This is a genomic window from Saccharibacillus sp. CPCC 101409 (genome assembly GCF_030518235.1).
In the GTDB taxonomy this organism is placed as follows: domain Bacteria; phylum Bacillota; class Bacilli; order Paenibacillales; family Paenibacillaceae; genus Saccharibacillus.
Genome location: NZ_JAULSA010000006.1, coordinates 173,696 through 195,250 on the forward strand (window position 1 = coordinate 173,696; position 21,555 = coordinate 195,250).

The following is a 21,555-nucleotide window of genomic DNA, read 5'->3' on the forward strand; positions in this document are numbered from 1 at the left end:
CATCTGTTATGATGGAACCGAAGATTGCTGAACTCCCCTAATTCCTTCCAGGGCAATCGTTTGCACGCATAACGGCTGCGGCGTCCCGGATTTTTCTTCCGAAATTTGCGGGCTTGCCGCGATTCCAAATCGTTATCTATGTTTAAACATGTTATGTGGGTAACCCTGTCTCGCTTGTGAATCCTCCGGTTTTTTCCTTTTAAGGATGTAGAATTTTCGCTCCCGAACATGATTATCGCATCCAGGCGCGTTTTCGGATTCGCCGGCCGCTCCCGAACGTTTTCGGATCGACGAACCGCTTTTTCGAATGGTTCGAACGAAACGGACAAGGCGCTCAGCCGCTTGGAGTCTCGAAATTTGCGCATCGCGGCGGAATTCGTTTCCGTCATCTGCACAGCTGTATATATTGCCGAGGAGGTTCGTCTGTATGAAGAAAAAAGAAATGATCGCCATGCTGCTGGCCGGCGGACAGGGCAAAAGACTCATGGGACTGACCAAGTCTTTGGCCAAGCCAGCCGTTTACTTTGGAGGCACGTACCGGATTATCGACTTCCCGCTGAGCAACTGCACGAACTCGGGCATCGACACCGTAGGCGTACTGACCCAATATGAGCCGCTTGTGCTGCATTCTTACATAGGGGTCGGAAGCGATTGGGACATGGACCGTAAGAACGGGGGCGTTTTTGTTCTGCCGCCGCACGAGCGCGAGAACGGAAGCAGCTGGTACCGGGGCACGGCGGACGCCATTTCGCGGAACCTCAAATTTATCGACCAATACGATCCGGAGCACCTGCTGGTGCTGTCGGGCGATCACGTTTATAAAATGGATTACGAGAAACTTCTGGCTTACCATAAAGAAAAGAACGCGGACTGCACCATCTCCGTAATCAACGTGACGCTGGAAGAAGCGTCCAGCTTCGGCATGCTCAACACGCACGACGATCTGCGCATTTACGAATTCGACGAAAAGCCGAAGCATCCGAAAAGCACGCTGGCGTCGATGGGCGTTTATATCTTCAAATGGGATCTGCTGCGCAAATATCTGGTGGAAGATCTGCAGAAGCCGGATTCGGAATCGGCGCACGACTTCGGCAAAGACATCGTACCGAAAATGCTGGCGGACGGCCTGTCGCTGTTCGCGTATCCGTTCGAAGGATACTGGCGCGACGTGGGTACGATCCCGAGCCTGTGGGAAGCCAATATGGATCTGCTGAAAGACGAGCCCGAGCTCGACCTGAACGATCCGAACTGGCGCATCTATACGCGCAACCCGAACGAACCGGCGCAGTACATCGCTCCCGAAGCCAAACTGACGAACTGCATGGTCAACGAAGGCTGCAAAGTCTACGGCGAAGTCGATCATTCCGTGCTGTTCTACGGCGTGGAAGTGGGCGAAGGCAGCGTGATTACGGAATCGGTCATCATGCCGGAAGTGAAGATCGGCAAGAACGTGCGCATTCACCGCGCGATCGTCGATCAGGGCAAAGACATTCCGGACGGAACCGTCATCGGGGAAGACCGCGAAGATCCGAACGAAATCGTGCTGATTAACGGGGATTCTTCTTTTTAACCGCGCACACCAATCGAGAATATAAACGGCCCTTACTACGGGCGTACGCATAGCTTTGCATCAACAAAGCAGAAAAGGGACGGTGGAACCATGAAACTCATGGGCATAATCAATCTGGACCACGAGCTGGACCAACTTAACGAACTGACCTATTTCCGGGCGGGAGCGGCCGTTCCTTTTGCCGGTCGTTACCGTCTGATCGACTTCGCTCTGTCGAACATGATGAACGCCGAAGTGCAGGATATCGCGCTGTTCGTTCGGCGCAAATACCGTTCGCTGCTCGACCACATCGGCGAAGGCCGGCCGTGGGATCTCGACCGCAAGCGCGGCGGACTGTTTATTCTGCCTCCGGACTGGAACGACCCGACCGACATCTCGGCCGGCGACCTCCAGCACATGCATAACAACCGCGACTTTTTCGACCGCAGCACCAGCGATTACGTCGTGCATTCCGGCAGCCATCAAGTGTCGAAAGTCGACTTCTGCGATCTGGCCGAATACCACAAGCAAAAAGGAGCGGACGTCACCGTCGTTTACAAGAAAATCGACGTGCTCCAGCCCGAACACGAACCGTGTTTCCGGGTGGACATCGGCGAAGACGGCTTTGTCACCGGCATCCATAACGAGAAAGATCATCACAATGTCTATCTCGAACTGTTCATCATGGAGAAGAACCTGTTCATGCAGCAGATGGAATACTGCATCGCGCACGGCGACAGCTACTTCTTCCGCGACGCGATCCTGCGCAACCCGAACGGGCTGAAGATCGCCGCATACGAATACACGGGCTATCACGCGGTTATCAACTCGGTCGAAAGCTATTATAAGAACAGCCTGGACCTGCTCGATCAGGAGAAGTACGAGCAGCTGTTCTCCAAAGACATGCCGATCCAGACCAAGATCAAGTACGAAGCGCCGACCAAGTATCTCGAAGGCGCCGACGTGAAGAATTCGCTCGTCGCCAACGGCTGCCGCATCGCCGGCGAAGTGGACGGCAGCGTGCTGTTCCGCGGCGTGCAGGTGGAAAAAGGCGCCAAAGTCATCAATTCCATCATCATGCAGAAATGCGTGATCAAAGCGGGCGCGATCGTCGAGAACGTGATTATGGACAAAGACGTGCAGCTGACGGAGAACCGGAATCTGGTCGGCGATTCCCGCAAACCGTTCGTTATCGCCAAACGCAGCATTATCTGATTCGGGCCGGCTGAACTCCGGAAACCGTTTTTGCCGCGGGTCGACAAAGCTCTACAAAAATCGGGCATTTCACCCGATATATAATAAAACCACGGGCCTTCTGAACCACTTCGCTGCGAAGTGGTTGTGGAAGGCCCTTTGTGATTTTTGTTATACTGTCAACGTGTCAACGATACTCCGACGGCTGAGTCGTTTGATAGAAAAACCATACTTTGTTCGATTCGCACGCAGGCCGGACGCCGGCCCGTCGAATGGGAAAGGGGCTCAACCCAATGTTTACCAATAAAGAAAACTTCAAACGCGAATTCAAGCAGAGGCTGGTCGGTACGTCCGGACGGCAGATGCACGAAGTCACGGAAGACGATGTATATGCCGCGCTCGGCAGTATGATCCGCGAACGGATCGGCGGCGAGTGGGCTTCGACCAACCGCGCGTACACCGAGAATGCGGAACGCCAGGTGTATTACTTCTCCATGGAGTTCCTGATGGGCCGGCTGCTCGGCAACAACCTGCTGAACCTGAATGTACTGGAAACGGTGCGGGAAGGACTGGGCGAACTGGGCTGGGATCTGGAAGATATCGAAGAATACGAAGCGGATGCGGGTCTCGGCAACGGCGGCCTGGGCCGCCTGGCCGCCTGCTTCCTGGACTCGCTGGCTTCCCTCGGTTACGCGGGACACGGCAACGGCATTCGTTATAAATACGGCTTGTTCGAACAGAAGATCATCGACGGCCATCAGGTGGAACTGCCCGACTACTGGCTGCAAAAAGGCAATGTATGGGAAGTCCGCCGCGACGACAAAAAACTGAACGTTCGTTTCTGGGGCAATGTCGAAATCGTCGAAAAAGAAGACGGCAACTATACGTACGAAACGAAAAACGGCGAAGACGTCTGGGCTGTGCCTTACGACGTTCCGATCGTGGGCTACGAGAACGCGGCCGTCAACACGCTGCGCCTGTGGAGCGCGGAATCGGCGGCCGATCCGGCGCGCGGCTTCGGCGGTCCCGACGGCAGCTACTATAACTTCCTCGACTATAAGCGTTCGGTCGAGACGGTATCGGAATTCCTGTATCCCGACGATTCCCAATACGAAGGCAAACTGCTGCGCCTGAAGCAGGAATATTTCCTGTGTTCGGCCGGCGTGCAGAGCGTGCTGCGCACGTTCGACAAACTCGGCCTGCCGTACGACCGCCTGCCGGAGAAAGTGGCGATCCATATCAACGATACGCATCCGACTCTGGTTATTCCGGAGCTGATGCGCATTCTTTTGGACGAGAAAAGTTTCGGATGGCAGGACGCCTGGGATATCGTATCCCGCGTTGTATCGTATACCAACCACACCATCCTGAGCGAAGCGCTCGAAACGTGGCCGGAACAAATGGTTCGCGATCTTCTGCCGCGCCTCTACATGATCATCGAAGAAGTGAACCGGCGCTTCTGCGCTTCGCTGCTCGAACAGCATCCGGGCGATCAGGACCGCGTTTCCCGAATGGCGATCATCGCAAACGGGCAGATCAAGATGGCGCACCTGGCGATTCACGGCAGCCACAGCATCAACGGCGTGGCCGCGCTGCACACGGATATTTTGAAAAAACGCGAAATGAAAGACTTCAACGAGCTGTACCCGGAGCGCTTCAACAACAAAACAAACGGCATTACACATCGCCGCTGGCTGATGCACGCCAATCCGGACCTTGCGAACGTGATCGAAGAAGTCATCGGCGACGGCTGGAAAAAGCATCCGGACGAACTGCAAAACCTGCTGAACCATTCCAAAGACGCCGTGCTGCAGGACAGAATCCGTTCGGTGAAGCACACGAACAAAGAACGGCTTGCTTCCTATATCTATAAAAAGCACGGGGTCGCCGTCAATACCGATTCGATCTTCGACGTTCAGATCAAGCGTCTGCATGCGTACAAGCGCCAGCTGCTGAACGCGCTGCATATCATGGACCTGTACAACCGGATCAAAGCCCGGCCTTCGCTGGACCTGACGCCGCGCACTTTTATCTTCGGCGCGAAAGCGGCTCCGGGCTACTACATGGCCAAGCAGATCATCAAGCTCATCAACAATATCGCCCAGACCGTCAACAACGATCCGCAAACCAAAGATCTGCTGAACGTGTTCTTCCTGGAAAACTACTCGGTGTCGCTGGCGGAAAAAATCATTCCGGCGGCCGACGTCAGCGAGCAGATCTCCACGGCGGGCAAAGAAGCGTCGGGCACCGGCAACATGAAGCTGATGATGAACGGCGCGCTGACCGTCGGCACGCTCGACGGCGCGAATGTGGAAATGTACGAATCGCTGGGCGACGAAGGCATGTACCTGTTCGGCCTGAGAGTCGAAGAAGTGGAGCAGTACTACCGCGAAGGCGGCTACTCGGCGCGGGCGATCTACGAAAGCGACGAGCGCGTCAAGACCGTGCTCGACCAGCTCGTGCAGCCCGGCCCGTTCTGCCAGAACGGCCAATCGTTCGACCCGATCTTCCATTCTCTGCTGAGCCATAACGACGAATACTTCGTTCTTAAAGACTTCGCCAGCTACGCCGATACCCAGGAAACGATCGGCGCGGATTACCGCAGCCGCAAAGAATGGACCGAGAAGTCGATCCTGAACATCGCCAAATCGGGCCGCTTCGCCGGAGACCGCACCATCTCCGAATACGCATCCGATATCTGGAGAATCGATCCCGTCGCGCGCGAGAGCCGTTCCGGCGTGCGCGGCCGCCGGTAAAATATCTTCATTTCTCTACCTCTAAAAAACAGGCCGCTTCCTTTGGGAGCGGCCGTTTTGCTGTGTGGAAAGTCAGTTTTAGAAAAGTTGATAAGCGGAGGGAGAAATTCAGTGAAGGAACGATAGTGATCGCCTTTGAAATCGGGAAGATACCTTCTATAATTCAATCAGTCTTCCCGATTTCAACACGCGACCTAAAGCCTTTCGAAGAAAGGCACTTCGGAAGAATACGCTAACGAATTTCTCCCGCAGCCTATATGCTTCTCCTGCGAATAGGAATTTCCAGGCAGCTCCAAGCCGCCCCAACAGAAGCGGTCTTTCCTACCCTCAACCCCTGTCAAAATAGCCATACATGGAAAAGAATTCTTTTCCAGATGCAGGAATATCCCGCCGCCGCAGAGAATAGAACTACAATCGGCATGCCGCTTTCCCGCCCGTTCGTCGACCGCAAACGGGCAAGTTCGCGTTGCTTGAATCTTTTTACAGAGGAGCGATCCAGATGAACATTCGAATCGCCAGACCCGAAGATGCCGCAGGCATCGCCCAGGTTCATGTCGACAGCTGGAAAACGACGTATAAAGGAATCGTTTCGGACGCTTATCTGGACAGTCTGTCCGTCGAGGAGCGCTGGACGCGCTGGGAAGACCGCCTGCGCCGCCCGGATCTCGACGAAGGCGTCATGGTGGCGGAGAACGAACGCGGCCAGATCTGCGGATTTCTCGATTTCGGACAGAGCCGCGAGACCGGACGCACGCAGGAAGCCGAACTGTATGCGGTATACCTGCTGCAAAGCGAACAGCGCAAAGGCGTCGGCCGAAAGATGTTTCGAAAAATGGTTGCCGAATTGAAAGAACGGGGTTATCGTTCATTGATGGTCTGGGTGCTCGAACCGAATCCGGCCGTTCATTTCTATAAACGGTTGGGAGCGGAAGAGTTCGAACGCAAAGAAATCCGGATCGGCGACGAGCCGTTTACGGAAATTGCGTTCTGCTGGAACGATATCGACCGTCTGACGGTTTGAAGAAAGAGTGAGGACAACATTATGCTCGTGCATCTGGACCCGCAAACCGTATACATCACGCTGATTTGCGGGCATATATTTACCGTCGTGCTGCTTTATGCCTATCGCCGAAACGAAAGCGGGGACCGTTCGATCTCCGCTTTCTTTATCGCCAAGCTGGTCCAGGCCTGCGCCTGGGCGGTGCTGCTGACGCAGGGGCTGCTCGGCGGCCCGGCGATCGTGCTGCTGTCGAATACGCTGATGTTTGTGGGCATCGCTTTCGAAGCCGCCGCGCTGCTGCGGCTGCAGGGAGCGTTCGGCCTGCGCGTGCGCCGGCTGTATGCCGGACTGACCGTGCTGGCTGTCGCGGCTTTCCATGCGGTCGTGTTTATTCACAATGTGGAAGGCGTGCGCATCGCGGTCGCTTCCGTGTTCCCCGCGCTGCTGCTTCTGCCGCCGGCTCTCCGGCTGCTTGCGCTGCGGGGCAAGACCGCGCTGCGCAAACTGATGGGCGTCCTGTACGTCTTTGTCGCGGTCGCACTGTTGATCCGGGCGGTCGCGGCGCTGCTGCCGCACGGCGCGGCGAATCCGCTTGCCATGCAGGTGAGCTGCGATTTGTTTTCCATCGCCGCTTATCTGGTCATGATTCTGGGCAATACCGGCTTTGTGCTGCTGGCCAAGCAGCAGGCCGACGAAGAACTGGTGCGGCTGGCGAGCATCGACGATCTCACGCAGATCTGGAACCGCCGCACGTTTCTGCACAAAGCGGGCGCCGTACTGGAACGTTATGCCAAACGCGGCCAACCCGTTTCTTTTCTGCTGTTCGATATCGACAGCTTCAAAACGATCAACGATACATACGGCCACGATACCGGCGATCGGGTACTGCGGGAAATGAGCGGAATCGTCGAGCGGCAGCTCGGACCGGACGATCTGTTCGGCCGCTACGGCGGCGACGAATTCGCCGTGCTGCTGCCGGGCGCAAGCCGCGCCGAATCGACGCTGACCGCCGAACGGCTGAGGATTGCGGTCGAAGGATCGTACACGCTCAGCATCGGCGCGGTCACGTTCGTGCCGGAAAGCCGCGTCGATCTGGACCGCATTTACAAAGGCTGCGATCTGGCGCTGTACCAGGCTAAGCGGGAAGGCCGCAATCAGGTACGCCGCGCCGAACCGCATATGGATTCCGTGCCGGAACCGGTCCTCGAAAGCTTGCCTTTATGAAAGTTTATATATAAAAACGGAAACTTTGAGAACGTGAAATATAATTTTCAGGAAATTTCGCAAAAAGGGCTGTATTTTCATCTTCGCCGTGCTAAGATACTGTTTGTTTTGAAGCTGTCCGCGAATCGGCCAGCCTCATCCTACACAAACAATCGAAGGAGGGTGAAGAGATGAAAACGAAGAACGGAGCCGCTGCGGCCAAGCTTCCGCTGGAGCGTGAATTCAATCTGTTCCGTTTGACCTGGCCGATATTCCTGGAAGTTTTCTTGTTTATGCTGATGGGGATTACGGATACCATGATGCTCAGCGGCGTGTCGGACGACGCGGTGGCGGCGGTAGGCGCGGCCAACCAGGTCATCTCGATCGCCATCCTGATTCTCGAAGTCGTCGGTAACGGTGCCGCTATCGTTATCGCGCAATATTTGGGAGCGCGCAATCATTACGAAGCCGCCAAGATTTCCGGTTTGTCGCTGACGCTGAACGTGATGCTCGGCGTAACGATGAGCGCGATCTTCCTGCTGTTCGGCCATCATCTGATGGTCGCGCTGAACCTGCACGGCGATATTCTGACTTTCGCCAAATCTTATCTGCATATCGTCGGCGGAGCGATCTTCCTCCAGGCGCTGATCAATATGCTGTCGGCCACGATCCGCACATACGGACAAACCAAGCTGACCATGTTCGTTGCGCTCGGCATGAATATCCTGAGCGTGGCCGGCGGCTACGTCCTGATCTTCGGCCATCTGGGCTTCCCGGCGATGGGCGTGCAGGGCGCGGCGATCTCGACCGTAGCCAGCCGCGCCGTCGCGGCGGTCGTGCTGCTGTGGATGCTGTATCAGGTTATGGAAGTGCGGATCGAATTCAAGTTCTACCTGAATTTGTCGCGCGAGTATGTGATGAAAATCCTGCGCATCGGCGTGCCATCCGCGCTGGAGCAGATTACGTACCAGTCGTGCCAGATGATCTTTTTCTTCTACGCGACGTTCCTGGGCGCGCAGGCTCTCGCCGCCCGCCAGTATGCGACGAACATCTCCATGTTCATCTACCTGTTCGCGGTCGCCGTGGCGATCGGCACCGGCATTATCGTCGGCCGCCTGGTCGGCGCGAATCGTAAAGAAGACGCGTACCATCAAGTATGGAGCAGCGTAAAAAGAGCGATCGTTATTACCGTGCTGGTCGATCTGGTCGTGATCGCCCTGCGCCATCCGCTCGTCGGCATCTTTACCGACGACGCCGATATTATCCGCATGGCGACGCAGGTGCTGGTATTGAGCATCGTGCTGGAAACCGCACGCACATTCAATATGATCGTAATCGGCTCGCTTCGCGCCGCGGGCGACGCCAAGTTCCCGGTCTACGTCGGCCTCGTGTCGATGGTCGGCATCAGCCTTCCGCTCGGCTACGTGCTGGTGTTCCAAATGAACATGGGTCTTCCGGGCATCTGGCTCGCCATCGCGGCGGACGAATGGATTCGGGTATCGGTCATGTATATGCGCTGGAAAAGCCGCGTGTGGAAAAAACACTCGCTCGTCCAGCATGCCGAACCGGAACAGATCGAGACGGCTCCCGCCGCGAGCGCCTGATTGCGGCTTAAGGCGAGCAGGTGCAAGGGAAAAGGCTGCGGTGCGGAGGCGCTTCGCGTCCGAACGGCTATGCACCGTGTTATTTAAAAGAATAAAAAAACAAAATTCGGAATCCGCTGCCGCGGGTTCCTTTTTTGTTGGGATCTTGTATGCCGTAGACCGGATAAAATATTGCGCATGGAGCAGCAAATAGCGCCGTATATGCACTTATTTTCAATGAAAATAGGCTTTTAAAGCAAATAGCTGCGCTCATACAATTATTTCCGCCGAGCTGCGTCCGAACACGATATTTTCCATGAAATAATTGTATCTGCGAAGCTATTTTGAGCAAACCCAGGATTTTGACCGAATTAAATGCGCCTGCGCAGCTATTTGAGTATTTTGTGCGGTATTCCATGTCTTGCCGGCTTGTACTCGGGGCTGAAACGACTTTGATAAAATAGAGTTTTGACATCTGGGGCGTGTTTCAATCCCATGTCGGGTTCGCTTTTTCGTTTCGCGCCTAAACCGTGTGCGATTCGGCTGAACGAATGAAGGGAAACAAATCGGCGGATCGCGCACTCCCGCAACATTGCCGCCGATTGACGGGGAGAACGGGGCTTTTCGGGTTAATATAAGAAAGGAAGTATATCCCGTTTTACATAACGGCCGGAAGCGGCGGCGGAGCTTGCCGCCGGAGGCCGTTTTCAAGAAAGGGAGTGTTGGAGGATGAACGTATGGGCAATCTGCGGCGACCGCTGGCATCCGGCGGATACGGTCCGCGGCGGCTTGAAAGAGCTGGACGGCGAAGAGTTTTCGTTTAAAATCACGGACCGGGTGCAGGATTTCGATCCCGAAGAATTGGAAGCGTATCCGGTCGTGCTGGTCTGCCGGTCGAACCGCCAGTCGCCGGAAGAAGAAGAATTCTGGATGAGCGGACGGGTGCAGAAGGCGTTCGAGCATTACGTCGAGCGTGGAGGCTCCCTGCTGGCCGTCCATGCGGGCACGGCGGGCTACGAGGAGGACGAGCCGTTCCGCAGGCTGCTGGGAGGCGCGTTTATCCGCCATCCCGAAGCCTGCGAGGTGACGGTCAATCCGGAGAAGCAGCATCCGATCGCGCAGGGCGTCGAACCGTTTCCGGTACACGACGAGCACTATTTTATGGAATGGGAAGACCCGGTCTCCGACCTGATTATGACCACGGTGTCCGAGCACGGCGCGCAGCCGGGCGGCTGGACGCGCACGTACGGCCGGGGTCGGGTCTGCGTACTGACGCCGGGCCACGAACCGGAAGTATGGACGCATCCCATGTTCCTCCGCCTGCTGCGAAACGCGCTGTACTGGTGCGCCAAGCGGGACCCGGCGGAGCAGGGCGTTTGAGCGGGAGCCGCGATCCGCGATATTCATTGACCCCGTGCGCGTGCTCTTACGTGAGTATATAAGCGAATCGCTCGATGCGGCGGCCGCTGATTCGGGACTAACGGAACTCACAGACGCTATTGAGTGATTTGAGCGGCTTCGCCAAAGCTAACGGAACCCAGCGGCGTTAATCGGCGATTTGCGAGCCCGATTCGGTAGATGACGCGGGAATAAGGCCGCCTCGTTCCGTTAGAAAACGAACAGGGCCAAAAAAGCCGGAATAGAGCTTCTCTGTTCCGTTAGACGCGGAAGAAGCGGGCGAGAGACGACGCAAGACCGTTTTCTGCGCCGGCTTGAGGCCGCTCGACGGGAAGTACGGCCGATCGGCGAAAGATAGAGCGGTTTGCTCAAAGATAGACGACCTGCTCGAAAGCGGAAGGTTCGTTGGAGCATAAACGGATCATCCAAAAAAAACATCCAAGGAGGAGCTGGCGATGGACAGAACCGCATGGATTCTTAATTTGCGCGAGCCGTTTGGAGCGGCGCTGGGTCGGGAACTGGTGTCCCGGGGCTGGAATGTGATCGGCGGCGATCCGGGAGCGGAAGGGGAAACGGGAGAGCGGAGCGTTTCCGCTTCGTCTGCGGGAGAAGCCGGCCTGGAACAAGGCCGGGGAGAGGGCGGTTATGCCAGCGCGGGTCCCGCGCCGGAAGCCGAAGGAGCGAAGTTTTCGCCCGGCCGCCCGCGCGCCGGCGATATCGAAGAGCCGGGCGGCGCCAGCGGCTGGACGCACGGCCCGCATATCGGCGAGAACGCCGATATCCCGTCGGGCACGGGCGCTTCGGGCCTGAGCGACTTCGAAGGCTCGGTCGGCTACGGGCCGGAAAGCGGCGAGCGGCCCAAACCCGGCGCTCAAGCGGAAAGCGCGGGGATTGAAGCGGGAGAAGCCCGGGAAGCGGAGGCGGTGTCCGAAGCTTCGGATGAAAGCGGCGCTTTTGCGGCGGTGGACGAGCCGGGAACCGCCGGGGGTACGGCGGGCGCTTTCGAAGCCGTGGACGAACCGGGAGCTGCGAGCGGCGCGGCGAATCTTTCCGGCGCGGCGGCCGGGCCGGAAGCGGTCGGCAGCGCGGCGGATCGAACCGGAATCGCGAACGATGCGGAAACCGCCGCCGATAGCCCGGCGGCCGATTTCACAGCCGCCGGCGAACGCGGCGGCGCGGAAGTGTCCGGCGCGCTGCCGGAGCACGGGCGGCTGCACGCTTTGCCGCTGGCCGCGGGGCGGCCAGGCGCGCTGGAGGAAGCGGCGCGCCTCACGGCCGATCTGGCGGGCCGGATCGACCTGCTGGTGTTGAACGCGGGCGAGATCGTGCCCGCGCAGCCGGCGGACCGAAGCGAAGCGTCGTCCGCTCTCGGCGGCGAAGAAGGCGGCGAGACGACGCAGAGCCGTCTGAGCGATTACGAGACCTACGCGCTGACGCCGCTGCGCGCCGTGTCGGCGCTGCTGCCGCTGATGGAAGACGGCGGCGGCCTGAAACGGATCTGCTTCGTGTCTTCGCGCGAAGGCAGCATCTCGGCGGGCGGCGGCGAAGAGTCGCCGGTCGGCCGGGCCATGGCGCGTACCGCGCTGCACATGCAGGCGAAGCTGCTGTTTAATGACCTCGGCCGGGACGGGTACACGTTCCGGCTGTACGATCCCGGCCTGAACGGCCGGCACGGCGCGGCGGCCGCGCCCGGATCGTCCGCGCCGGGACCGGGCGCGGACACGCACGGCGGTTCGGCTTCCGCTCCGGCCGAACATTCCCGCCCGGCGGCTTCGCTGCCGGCCTCGATCGCGGAATCGGCGCGCTTCGCCGCCGGATTCTTCGCCAACCCGCACGCCGACGAAGAGCGGCTGGTGCTGACGGGCAGCCGGGGCGAGGAGTGGCCGTTTTGATCCGGCCGCTGCCCGTGCGTTTGCCGTCCGCCGGACGTCCCATCCAAAGGAGGATGAGCTTATGATCAAGCACAACGCCGTTGTCACCGGCGCGGACCGGGGACTCGGGCTGGCGCTGGCCGAAGGGCTGCTCGTACGCGGCTGGCGGGTATTCGCCGGCAGCTACCTGCCGGACTGGCCGCAGCTGAAGCAGCTGGAAGAGCGCTATCCCGGAATGCTGGTCCGGCTGCCGCTCGACGTGTCTTCCGACACGTCCGTGCTGGCCGCCGCGGCCGCCGTGGAGGAGCGCACGCGCAGCATCGACCTGCTGATCAACAACGCGGGCGTCATCACGGACAAGAGCGAAGATTCGATCCGCGCGCCGCAGGATTACGAAGATATTCTGCGGGTATACCAGGTCAATTCGCTCGGTCCGGTGCGGATGACCGAAGCGTTCCTGCCGCTGCTGGAGCGCGGCGAACAGAAGCGGATCTGCTATGTATCGTCCGAAGCGGGCAGCATCGGCAAAGCGGAGCGCACCGCCTGGTTTGCGTACTGCATGTCCAAAGCCGCGCTGAACATGGGCATCAAAAGTTTGTTCAGCCGGCTGCGCCCGGACGGCTATACGTTCCGGGTCTACCATCCGGGCTGGATGAAGACGTATATGTCCGGCGAGAAAAACGAGCAGGCCGAGCTGGAACCGGCGGAATCCGCCGCGCCGGCGCTGGATTATTTCCTCGGCGCCGCGCTGCCGTGGGACGAAAAACCCCGCGCCGTCGACGAAGACCGGCTGGTTATGCGCGACTGGCAGGGCAGGGAATGGCCCTGGTAGCCGCGCAGCCCCTCTCCATAGACCGACATTCGGCCGTGCGCCGAACGCGAAGCGGGACCTCCGGGCCCCGCTTTTTGACGCGCCCGCGTTTTTGACCAAACCCGAATCCGCCCTTCGCCCGCCGCTCACTGCCCTGACGCCCGTGCATAAAAAGTTCATAATCCCGGAGTATGCTGGATCTGTGGAGCCCGCTCGAGAAGCCGCTCCGGGACGAACGAACTTACTGCGCGGGCTGCGGCCGGCGCATGCGATAAAGGGGAGACGAACAAGATGGAAACGATCATGCTGGTCGACGACGAGCCGGAAATATTGCAATTACTTCGCATGTATTTCGGGGGCGAGGGCTATCGGCTGCTGACGGCGGAGAACGGACGGGAAGCGCTGGAGGCGCTGGAGCGGGAAAAGGTGGACCTGATCGTGCTCGATGTGATGATGCCCGTGATGAACGGGATCGAGACCTGCGCCAAACTGCGGGAACGCCATAATATGCCGGTCATCATGCTGTCGGCCAAAGGGCAGGATGACGACAAGATCGCGGGGCTCGGCATCGGCGCGGACGACTACGTCGTCAAGCCGTTCAATCCGCTGGAAGTGGTGGCGCGCGTGAGATCGCAGCTTCGCCGCTACAACCGGCTGGGCGCGAATACGGCGGCGGAATCCGGCTGCGGCGGCATCGCGGTGGACGGGCTGACGATCGATACCGACAACCGCCGGGTGACCGTCGAAGGCGGCGAGGTGCATCTGACGCCGCGCGAATTCGCGATTCTGGAGCTGCTGGCGCGCACGCCCGGACATGTTTTCAGCACCGAGCAGATTTACGACAGGGTGTGGAACGAACCGTTTATGGAATCGTCCAATACGATCATGGTGCATGTGCGCAAGATTCGGGAAAAGATCGAACGCGACGCCAAAAAGCCGCGGTATATCCAAACGGTCTGGGGCGTCGGCTACAAGTTCCGGGGGAACGAACAGTGAACCGGAACTTGGACGGGGCTTGGTTCAGTCGGCGAGTCGAGCGGCACGGCGGGCAAAAAGAACCGGCTTCGAATCCGCTGCACAGCGTGCGCTGGCGGTTTATGTACGCGTTTGTGCTCAGCGGACTGGGGACGGCGGCGCTGCTGCTGCTCGGCTACCGGTCGGCCGCTCTGGCGATGGAGCTCGATTCCGCTTCCGGCGATTCGCCGGGAGGGATTCTGCTAAACGGAATCGTCAATTCGATCGGTTCCGGGCCGGTGATGGCGGTGGTGGGCGTAGCGGCGTTCGTGCTGTTTTTCTTCCTGTTCTCGCGGCGGATCGTCAACGAGCTTCAGAACCTTGCGCGCGGGATCGAGCGGATGGCGGAAGGCGAGCTGTCGCACCGGCTCGAAGTGACGTCGTCCGACGAATTCGGCCGCATGGCGGACGGGCTCAACCGGATGGCCGAGCGCCTGGAGCGTTCGATCGAGGAAGAGCGCGCCGCCGCGAAAGCCAAGAACGAGCTGATTACGGGCGTTTCGCACGATCTGCGCACGCCGCTGACGTCGATTCTGGGCTTTCTGGAGTATGTGGAAAAAGACCGCTATCGCGACGAAATCGAGCTGCGCTACTACGTGAATATCGCCTACGAAAAAGCGCTGACGCTCAAAAAGCTGATCGACGACCTGTTCGAGTACACGCGTCTAAGCGGCGGTTCGCCCCGGATCTTCGTGCCGCTGAACCTGGGCCGGCTGGTGCGCCAGGCCGCGGAAGAAGCGGCGCCGATGCTGGAAGCCGCGGGCATGGAATACCGGGTGAACGCCGCGGAAGAAGAACTGCGGATTCAAGCTTCGCCGGGCGAGCTGGCGCGGGTGCTGGAGAACCTGCTCAGCAACGCCGTCCGCTACGGCAGCTCCGGACGATGGGTCGAGCTGGACGTATCGCGGGAAAACGATCGGGCCCGGGTCGCGGTCAGCAACTTCGGCGATCCCATTCCGGAAAGCGATCTGCCGTATATCTTCGACCGCTTCTACCGGGTGGACGCGTCCCGCTCGCAGCGGACCGGCGGCAGCGGGCTGGGGCTTGCGATCGTGCGCACGATCGTCGAGCAGCACGGCGGCACGGTCGAAGCGCTGAGCCGGCCGGGCCGGACGGACTTTGTGATGCGGTTTCCGCTGGCGCGGGATCGGGAAGATTGAGGACTGTGGACAAGCGAAAAAACCGGAGCCGGGAAGGAAGGCTTCGGTTCTTTCGGTTTCGGCGCTTTGTGGGGCAAGATCCCGCCGCTTCGCGAATCGCGCCGGCCCGGCGAACGGACGGCGTTACGACGGCGTGCCGAACTTCTCGTCGCAGGTTACGCCCGATTGCATAAAGCTGCTCAGATGCCGTTTGGCTTCCTCCAGTTTCTGCTGGGCCTGTTCGATCTCCGTTATTTTATCCCGCAGCAGGCGGTCCTGTTCGAAGCGTTCGCAGCCTACGCCGTCGATCATGGCCTTGACTTCGTTGACGGAGAACCCGAGGGACAGGCAGAACTTGACGATATCCAGATGCCGCACAATTTCTTGGTCGTAAACGCGGTAATTATTGCGGTCCCTGCGCAAATAATCGTCGGGGATAATGCCCATTTTCTCATAATAGCGGATCGTGGAGATGGGCAGCTGCGCCGCTTTTGCCACTTCGCTGATCTTCATGCAATCACCTCGAATTTTCTTTCTTGCTATGAAGCGGGGTTCATAGTCTAAACTCCTCAGTGTGACGACGATGACATCTCACACGATAACATATCCTGCACGGAAAAAGGAGTTTTGAATATGAAACCTGTCCCATCCAACGATTTCAACGCGATTATGAAAGGGCGGCGTTCGATCCGCGCTTACCGGTCCGATTACCGCATATCGAGGGAAGAACTGACCGGGATCATCCGGGACGCCGCGACCGCTCCTTCTTCGGGCAATCTTCAGCCCTGGCGCGTCGTGGTCGTGGACAGCGAAGAAGGCAAAGCCCGTCTGCGTCCGCTCGTGATGTTCAATACGCTGCAAAACGATACGTCTTCCGCGATGCTGCTGATCTTCGGGGATCACCGGCAGTACGAGAACGCGGACTTTATTTTCGATACGGCCGTCGAACAGGGCAAGATGCCGCCGGAAGTGCGCGACCGGCAGCTCGAAGCGATCAAGCCGCACTACGCCGCGCTGACGAGAGAACAATCGAACGATATCGTCAAAGTGGACAGCGCGCTGTTCGCGATGCAGCTTATGCTGGCGGCCAGAGCCCGCGGGTACGATACCAATCCGATCGGCGGCTTCGAAGCGGACAAGCTGGCCGAAGCGTTCGATCTGGACCCGCAGCGGTATGCGCCGGTTATGATTCTGGCGCTCGGCAAAGCCGAAGAAACGGGTTACGAATCGGTGCGGCTGGAACCGGAGCGGATTACGTTCTGGCGGTAAAAGCAGCGGCGAAAAAGAATGAAAAAGAGCTGCAAAACAGCCTGTAAAAAGGACTGCCAAAAAGCCATCCTTCGTATTGAAGGATGGCTTTGCCGTGCTGCGTGCTGCGCGAAATCCGCGGATACGCGGTTTCCGCGCATGGCGAGCGGGGCGAGGAAGCGAATTTTACCAGATGCTGACCCGCTCCTCCGGCGCGACGTACATGGCGTCTTTCTCGGTGATACCGTAAGCCTGATAAAATTCCGGGTAGTTGGCGATGGTGCGGTTGACGCGGACTTTGTTGGCCGAGTGCGTATCGTTGGCGGAAAGATAAGCCGCGGTCTCGCGATTCATCGTGGTGCGCCAGATCGTCGCATAGCCTTCGAAATACGCTTTGTAGTCCGGGTTCTGCATCTGCGACAGCACCTGGAGCGAAGCGGCCATGCCGCCGAGGTCGGCGACGTTCTCGCTGACGGTGAGAGCGCCGTTGTTGGTTACGCCCGGCATGATCTCCACGCTGTCGTAATACTCGACCACCCGCTGGAGCTTCTGCTTGAATTTCGCGTAATCTTCTTCGGTCCACCAGTTCAGGGCGTTGCCGTTCTCGTCGTAGGCGGAGCCCATATTGTCGAACGCGTGGCTGATCTCGTGGGCGATGACCATGCCGATCGCGCCCATATTCGTTTCGTGCTTGGCGTCGATATCGTAGAACGGCGCCTGGAGGATGCCGGCCGGGAACACGATCTCGTTGTTCATCGGATTGTAATAAGCATTGACGGTATAAACGCTCATCGCCCAGCCGTCTTTGTCCGCCGGCTGTCCCAGCGATTCGATCGCTTCTTTTTTGGACGCTTTGCCGATGGCGATAAAGTTGTCGAACAGCGATCCGCCGTTTTTGACCGAGGCGATCGACACGTTTTTGAGGCTGTCTTCCCATTTGTCCGGGTAACCGACTTTGATCTTCATCGTATCCAGCTTTTTCAGGGCTTTGGCTTTGGTCGTTTCGGACATCCAGTCCAGATCCTGAATTCGCTGTTTGTAGACGCCGATGAACTGCCCGACCATTTTCTCCACGTCCTGCTTCGCTTCCGGGCTGAAATAGCGTTCCGCGAACATTCGTCCCAGGTAGTCGTCCATCACGCTTTGAGTCAGGGCGACCGCTTTCTGCTGCCGGGTCTTCTGGCCTTCGATACCGAACATCTGCGCCTGGAAGTCTTCGTTTAGCTTCTCCAGGTCTTCGGACAGCACGCCGCTTGTGTCGATCAGCAGCAGCGCTTTGGTGTACGCTTTCAGCGCGGGCAGATTGCCGCTCTTCAGCAGCTCGGCCGATTTCTTCGTCAGCTTGATATCGGTAACGATAATTTTGTCGGCGGAATCGAGCTTGAATTCTTTGAGCACTTTGGCCATGTCGATCGACGGGTACAGCGCTTCGAATTCTTTGATCGTGTACGGATTGTAGTATTTGTTGACGTCGCCCGTATCCTGGATGTCCATCGAAGCGGCGGCGAGCTGCTTTTCGAACGCGAACATCGACTCCGCCTGGGACTGCGCGGATTCGGCGTCGCTTCCGGCCAACCGGAACAGCGCGGAAAGGTAGGACGTGTAAAGCTGTTTGACTTTGGCGTCTCCGGCTTCGTAGCTGCTCTTGTCGAGCACTGTGCTCATGCCGCCGAAATAAAGCGCGTTGACGCTGCTGTTCTTCGCGTCGCTCGTGATGCCGAACGAGAAGATCGAACCGGTCGAAAGTTCGTCTTCCATCTTTGTCGTGACGTCGAGCAGCTGCTGGACGCCGGACGCTTCGTCGATCGCTTTGAGATATTTGGCGATCGGTTCGACGCCCTGTTCGTCGCGGTGTTTGACGTCGAGCGCGTTGCCGTAGAAATCCGCGATCTTCTGCTCGACGGAACCGGCGGTCTGCGGGCCGGACGCGATCTGGGCGATCATCTCGCCGAGCCTGGAGTCGTTGGAAGCCGTCAGCTCGTTGAATACGCCGTTCGTGGCTTCGCCCGAGTCGATCGTCGATTTGTTCAGCCAGTCTTTATTTATGTATTCGTAGTAATCGTCGCGCGGATTGGAACCTTCCAGCGCCATGGCGCGATGCGTGAACGTCGTCAGCTGTTCCAGCGTGACCGGCTGCGAAGCGCCGAGCTTGCCGTCCGCCGTCGCGCCGACGATGCCCGCCTGCGCCAGTCTGGAAAGTTCGCTCTGCGCCCAGGCGGGCACGTCGGTGAATGCGGCGGGAGTGCCGGTCTGGCGCAGGTCGTTGCCTTTAGGAGCCGGCAGATCCGGGAAAGCCCGGCCGAGCATCAGCAGCGCTTCGATGCGGGTGACCGCGCGGTCTTCGTTGGTGTTTCCTTTAGCGTCGCCTCGCAGGATATCGCCTTTGCCCACGTTCGGCGCGTAATCGTCCGAGATGCCGAGCAGATAATTCACCGCCTCGGCCCGGGTCAGCGTATGTTCCTGCGCCAGCGCCAGCCCGGATACGGGCAGGGCGGACAGAAGCAGGGATGAAGCGAGGAGCAGCTTTGCAGCTTTTTTCACTTGATTTCCTCCTTGAGTATGTAGGATTGCATGAGTGGACGGCGGTCCCGGGCGGGAAGCCGCGGCGAGCGCCGTCCGGACATTGCGGCAAAACGAAACCGAAGCCGTGCTCGGAATCCGATAGGAACAGCTTCGGTTTTGCTTGCTTTCCTTTAAGTATACGCCAAAGGAAATAAAAGGTTCCGGATCATTGATTGGTATCGGGAAGAAAATGATGGGAATTAATTTTTGGTGCGGTTCATTTCTTCAAGTACGGCTTCCATAAAATGATGAACGGAAGTATAAGGATTCATCTGATTAATATAGTGCTCAATCTGTTCAAGCGACATTCCCTGCCGGTTGTAATGAGCTTCGATCTCTTCGGCACAATTGATCGCTTTTCGAACCGCTTCTCCGTCTCCGATAATCTGCCTTACGATTCCTTTGGAAGCTTTTTTGTAGTTCTTGTACAAATGAAAAGACAGGATCGTTCGCGGGGAGCCCAATTCGCTTTTCGCTTGTCCAGGTACCGGGTCTTCATAATGCATCACCAGCCAACTTTCAAATTCCCGATTCGTAATAAGCAGCCGATAGTCGTTGGCCGACTGCCTCATATCGCGGATAACGTCTTCAATATTCTCAGGAGCATCGCAGTCGAAGACAAGGTACTTATCGTAAAGTTCATACCCTTTTGCATTAACGTCGTCTTTCAAAAATTCCTCGGCAAAAACGAGTACTCCATTAGCGCCTCCGCCGCTTCCTGGTAACGTTTTGATCTCCATATCGGTAAATTTATTCGGTAAACTCTCCAGAATTCCGGCGAAATGATCGAAATAATACTGCTCGGTCGGACCTTCGCAGAACAGCAGCGAACGCCCTAAATTTTGTGAACGGGTTTGTATGGAACGAGGCATATTTAACTTTAAGCGGGCAATATCAATCACCTCTTCCGCTGCTTGCAGGGACCGGCGGTTCTTTTATAATCGGGATCGCCCCATACTTTCCGTTAAAATAATCTTTATGAAAAGTAGCGTCCTGGCGAACCTTTTTCAGATCGGCAAGCGAGTATAGAGAGGATTCGCCGCGTTGATTTTTATCGACAAAAAGAACTTCGTCGCGCCGGAACTGCTCGTTGTTAAGCAGCGAGACGTCATGCGTAGTAAAAATGAGCTGGGCGTTTTGAAGATTCTCTTCGGATTGAAACAAATCCACGATAAATTTGGTCACCAGCGGATGAAGTCTTGCGGACAGCTCGTCTACGATAAACACACCGCCGGTTTCCATCAGAGTTGCAATCTCATAAATGAAAGCCAGAAATTTCAAGGTTCCCGACGATTCATTTGCCAACTCGAAAGCACGGCTTCCTGTTTTCTCTCCGGCTTCGTTGTATACAGGGTGTGTGATTTTAAGGGAGGGCACTTCTGTCGATTCTTTTGAAAACCATCCTTTTTGCAAATTCTTCTCTACTACAATGTCTTCCACACCGAGATCGATTTTACGCAAATACCCGGCTACTTTAGAGCGAAACACATCGTCTTCCATCAGGCGGTCTAAAGAACGAGTTGAAAATGTTCCGGCCCCCTTTATACTTGATTCAATCGACAGTTCAAAATGAATATCAAAATGGTTTTTAAAAAAGAACTTAAAATCATCGACAAACTCTTTGATTTCTCCCGTAGCGAAAAAATCGAGAAACGAAAGGTACAGGCGATCGCTGCGAATATCTTTCAGATGATTTAACGCCTTTTTGTATCGGGAATGGATATTCAGACGATCGTTAAACCGTTCGAACACCTGTACACCGTCGACTTCAAACCATTCTTCGCAAATTTGCTCGCCTTCGAAAGCAAAACCGTATTGATAGATTCTTGAATGTTGCCTAAAGATCATTTCAAATTCGATTCGTTCTTCCTGCCGATCAAGCAAAGAAAAGGGATGAATCGAACTGAAAGCGGTGCGTACTTGCCGGTCGGTTTCCTGCTCGAAAAAGTGATTGGAGATATAAGCTTCGAAACCGAACAATGCACTGACCAGATTGGACTTTCCGCTTGCATTCGCTCCGTAAATCGCCGCGGTTTTCAACAGTTTGAACGGCAGACCTTCGATTTCGATTAAATGAGAAGAATGTTCCCGATAATTCGTTGCCCGCATATCCAGGACAAATTCATCCCGAAAAGAGGCAAAGTTTTTGGCTCGAAACATAATCAGCATAGAACCACTCTTTTCGTTTTTTTCTCAATTATACCCCAATTTCTATCTTGTTAAATGA

At 57.2% G+C, this 21,555-nt stretch carries 16 protein-coding genes; 12 read left to right on the plus strand and 4 right to left on the minus strand.

Features of this window, described 5'->3' with window-relative positions:
- Window positions 1-427: 427 nt before the first annotated feature.
- From QWJ34_RS15120 to QWJ34_RS15170, 11 genes are all read left to right on the plus strand, one after another.
- A complete protein-coding gene (locus QWJ34_RS15120; RefSeq protein ID WP_302729041.1) occupies window positions 428-1,570 on the plus strand; it encodes a glucose-1-phosphate adenylyltransferase in 1,143 nt (380 codons plus the stop codon).
- Between the two features lie 90 nt (window positions 1,571-1,660).
- Complete coding sequence (gene glgD, locus QWJ34_RS15125; protein ID WP_302729043.1) at window positions 1,661-2,764, plus strand: glucose-1-phosphate adenylyltransferase subunit GlgD; 1,104 nt, start codon at window positions 1,661-1,663, stop codon at window positions 2,762-2,764.
- A gap of 272 nt (window positions 2,765-3,036) precedes the next feature.
- On the plus strand, window positions 3,037-5,499 hold the full coding sequence (locus QWJ34_RS15130; protein WP_302729045.1) for a glycogen/starch/alpha-glucan phosphorylase: 2,463 nt from the start codon (window positions 3,037-3,039) through the stop codon (window positions 5,497-5,499).
- Between the two features lie 499 nt (window positions 5,500-5,998).
- A complete protein-coding gene (locus QWJ34_RS15135) occupies window positions 5,999-6,520 on the plus strand; it encodes a GNAT family N-acetyltransferase (RefSeq protein WP_302729047.1) in 522 nt (173 codons plus the stop codon).
- Between the two features lie 21 nt (window positions 6,521-6,541).
- Window positions 6,542-7,723 (plus strand): GGDEF domain-containing protein, encoded by a 1,182-nt coding sequence (locus QWJ34_RS15140; RefSeq protein WP_302729049.1) that lies wholly within the window; start codon window positions 6,542-6,544, stop codon window positions 7,721-7,723.
- A 170-nt stretch (window positions 7,724-7,893) separates the two neighbouring features.
- The gene (locus QWJ34_RS15145; protein ID WP_302729050.1) at window positions 7,894-9,306 is read left to right on the plus strand and encodes an MATE family efflux transporter; all 1,413 of its coding nucleotides are present in this window, start codon (window positions 7,894-7,896) and stop codon (window positions 9,304-9,306) included.
- Between the two features lie 708 nt (window positions 9,307-10,014).
- Window positions 10,015-10,665 (plus strand): ThuA domain-containing protein, encoded by a 651-nt coding sequence (locus tag QWJ34_RS15150; protein ID WP_302729051.1) that lies wholly within the window; start codon window positions 10,015-10,017, stop codon window positions 10,663-10,665.
- Window positions 10,666-11,138: 473 nt separating this feature from the next.
- The gene (locus QWJ34_RS15155; RefSeq protein ID WP_302729052.1) at window positions 11,139-12,575 is read left to right on the plus strand and encodes a hypothetical protein; all 1,437 of its coding nucleotides are present in this window, start codon (window positions 11,139-11,141) and stop codon (window positions 12,573-12,575) included.
- 61 nt (window positions 12,576-12,636) lie between these two features.
- Window positions 12,637-13,386, plus strand: coding sequence for an SDR family NAD(P)-dependent oxidoreductase (locus QWJ34_RS15160; protein WP_302729053.1), 750 nt, complete (start codon window positions 12,637-12,639; stop codon window positions 13,384-13,386).
- 270 nt (window positions 13,387-13,656) lie between these two features.
- Window positions 13,657-14,361 (plus strand): response regulator transcription factor, encoded by a 705-nt coding sequence (locus QWJ34_RS15165; protein WP_302729054.1) that lies wholly within the window; start codon window positions 13,657-13,659, stop codon window positions 14,359-14,361.
- Between the two features lie 101 nt (window positions 14,362-14,462).
- A complete protein-coding gene (locus QWJ34_RS15170; RefSeq protein ID WP_302729279.1) occupies window positions 14,463-15,539 on the plus strand; it encodes a sensor histidine kinase in 1,077 nt (358 codons plus the stop codon).
- A gap of 123 nt (window positions 15,540-15,662) precedes the next feature.
- On the opposite strand, the gene QWJ34_RS15175 is transcribed toward QWJ34_RS15170, so the two are convergent.
- Entirely contained in the window at window positions 15,663-16,031 is a 369-nt protein-coding gene (locus QWJ34_RS15175; RefSeq protein ID WP_302729055.1) for a helix-turn-helix domain-containing protein, read from the minus strand.
- 120 nt (window positions 16,032-16,151) lie between these two features.
- Between QWJ34_RS15175 and QWJ34_RS15180 the strand changes: the two genes are divergently transcribed.
- Window positions 16,152-16,787, plus strand: coding sequence for a nitroreductase family protein (locus QWJ34_RS15180; protein ID WP_302729056.1), 636 nt, complete (start codon window positions 16,152-16,154; stop codon window positions 16,785-16,787).
- Between the two features lie 165 nt (window positions 16,788-16,952).
- Here the strand turns inward: QWJ34_RS15180 and QWJ34_RS15185 are convergent, their stop codons facing one another.
- From QWJ34_RS15185 to QWJ34_RS15195, 3 genes are all read right to left on the minus strand, one after another.
- Window positions 16,953-19,307: a M13 family metallopeptidase gene (locus QWJ34_RS15185; RefSeq protein WP_302729058.1), complete on the minus strand. Its 2,355-nt coding sequence runs from the start codon at window positions 19,305-19,307 to the stop codon at window positions 16,953-16,955.
- Window positions 19,308-19,528: 221 nt separating this feature from the next.
- Window positions 19,529-20,230 (minus strand): RloB family protein, encoded by a 702-nt coding sequence (locus tag QWJ34_RS15190; protein WP_302729059.1) that lies wholly within the window; start codon window positions 20,228-20,230, stop codon window positions 19,529-19,531.
- Complete coding sequence (locus QWJ34_RS15195) at window positions 20,223-21,497, minus strand: AAA family ATPase (RefSeq protein ID WP_302729061.1); 1,275 nt, start codon at window positions 21,495-21,497, stop codon at window positions 20,223-20,225. Before QWJ34_RS15195 ends, QWJ34_RS15190 begins: the two co-directional genes overlap by 8 nt.
- Window positions 21,498-21,555 lie beyond the last annotated feature (58 nt).

Bases quoted from the DNA above. Each gene is read 5' to 3' on its own strand.
- QWJ34_RS15120 (WP_302729041.1), top strand. From the start codon at position 428: ATGAAGAAAAAAGAAATGATCGCCATGCTGCTGGCCGGCGGACAGGGC.
- glgD (WP_302729043.1), top strand. From the start codon at position 1,661: ATGAAACTCATGGGCATAATCAATCTGGACCACGAGCTGGACCAACTT.
- QWJ34_RS15130 (WP_302729045.1), top strand. From the start codon at position 3,037: ATGTTTACCAATAAAGAAAACTTCAAACGCGAATTCAAGCAGAGGCTG.
- QWJ34_RS15135 (WP_302729047.1), top strand. From the start codon at position 5,999: ATGAACATTCGAATCGCCAGACCCGAAGATGCCGCAGGCATCGCCCAG.
- QWJ34_RS15140 (WP_302729049.1), top strand. From the start codon at position 6,542: ATGCTCGTGCATCTGGACCCGCAAACCGTATACATCACGCTGATTTGC.
- QWJ34_RS15145 (WP_302729050.1), top strand. From the start codon at position 7,894: ATGAAAACGAAGAACGGAGCCGCTGCGGCCAAGCTTCCGCTGGAGCGT.
- QWJ34_RS15150 (WP_302729051.1), top strand. From the start codon at position 10,015: ATGAACGTATGGGCAATCTGCGGCGACCGCTGGCATCCGGCGGATACG.
- QWJ34_RS15155 (WP_302729052.1), top strand. From the start codon at position 11,139: ATGGACAGAACCGCATGGATTCTTAATTTGCGCGAGCCGTTTGGAGCG.
- QWJ34_RS15160 (WP_302729053.1), top strand. From the start codon at position 12,637: ATGATCAAGCACAACGCCGTTGTCACCGGCGCGGACCGGGGACTCGGG.
- QWJ34_RS15165 (WP_302729054.1), top strand. From the start codon at position 13,657: ATGGAAACGATCATGCTGGTCGACGACGAGCCGGAAATATTGCAATTA.
- QWJ34_RS15170 (WP_302729279.1), top strand. From the start codon at position 14,463: ATGTACGCGTTTGTGCTCAGCGGACTGGGGACGGCGGCGCTGCTGCTG.
- QWJ34_RS15175 (WP_302729055.1), bottom strand. From the start codon at position 16,031: ATGAAGATCAGCGAAGTGGCAAAAGCGGCGCAGCTGCCCATCTCCACG.
- QWJ34_RS15180 (WP_302729056.1), top strand. From the start codon at position 16,152: ATGAAACCTGTCCCATCCAACGATTTCAACGCGATTATGAAAGGGCGG.
- QWJ34_RS15195 (WP_302729061.1), bottom strand. From the start codon at position 21,497: ATGCTGATTATGTTTCGAGCCAAAAACTTTGCCTCTTTTCGGGATGAA.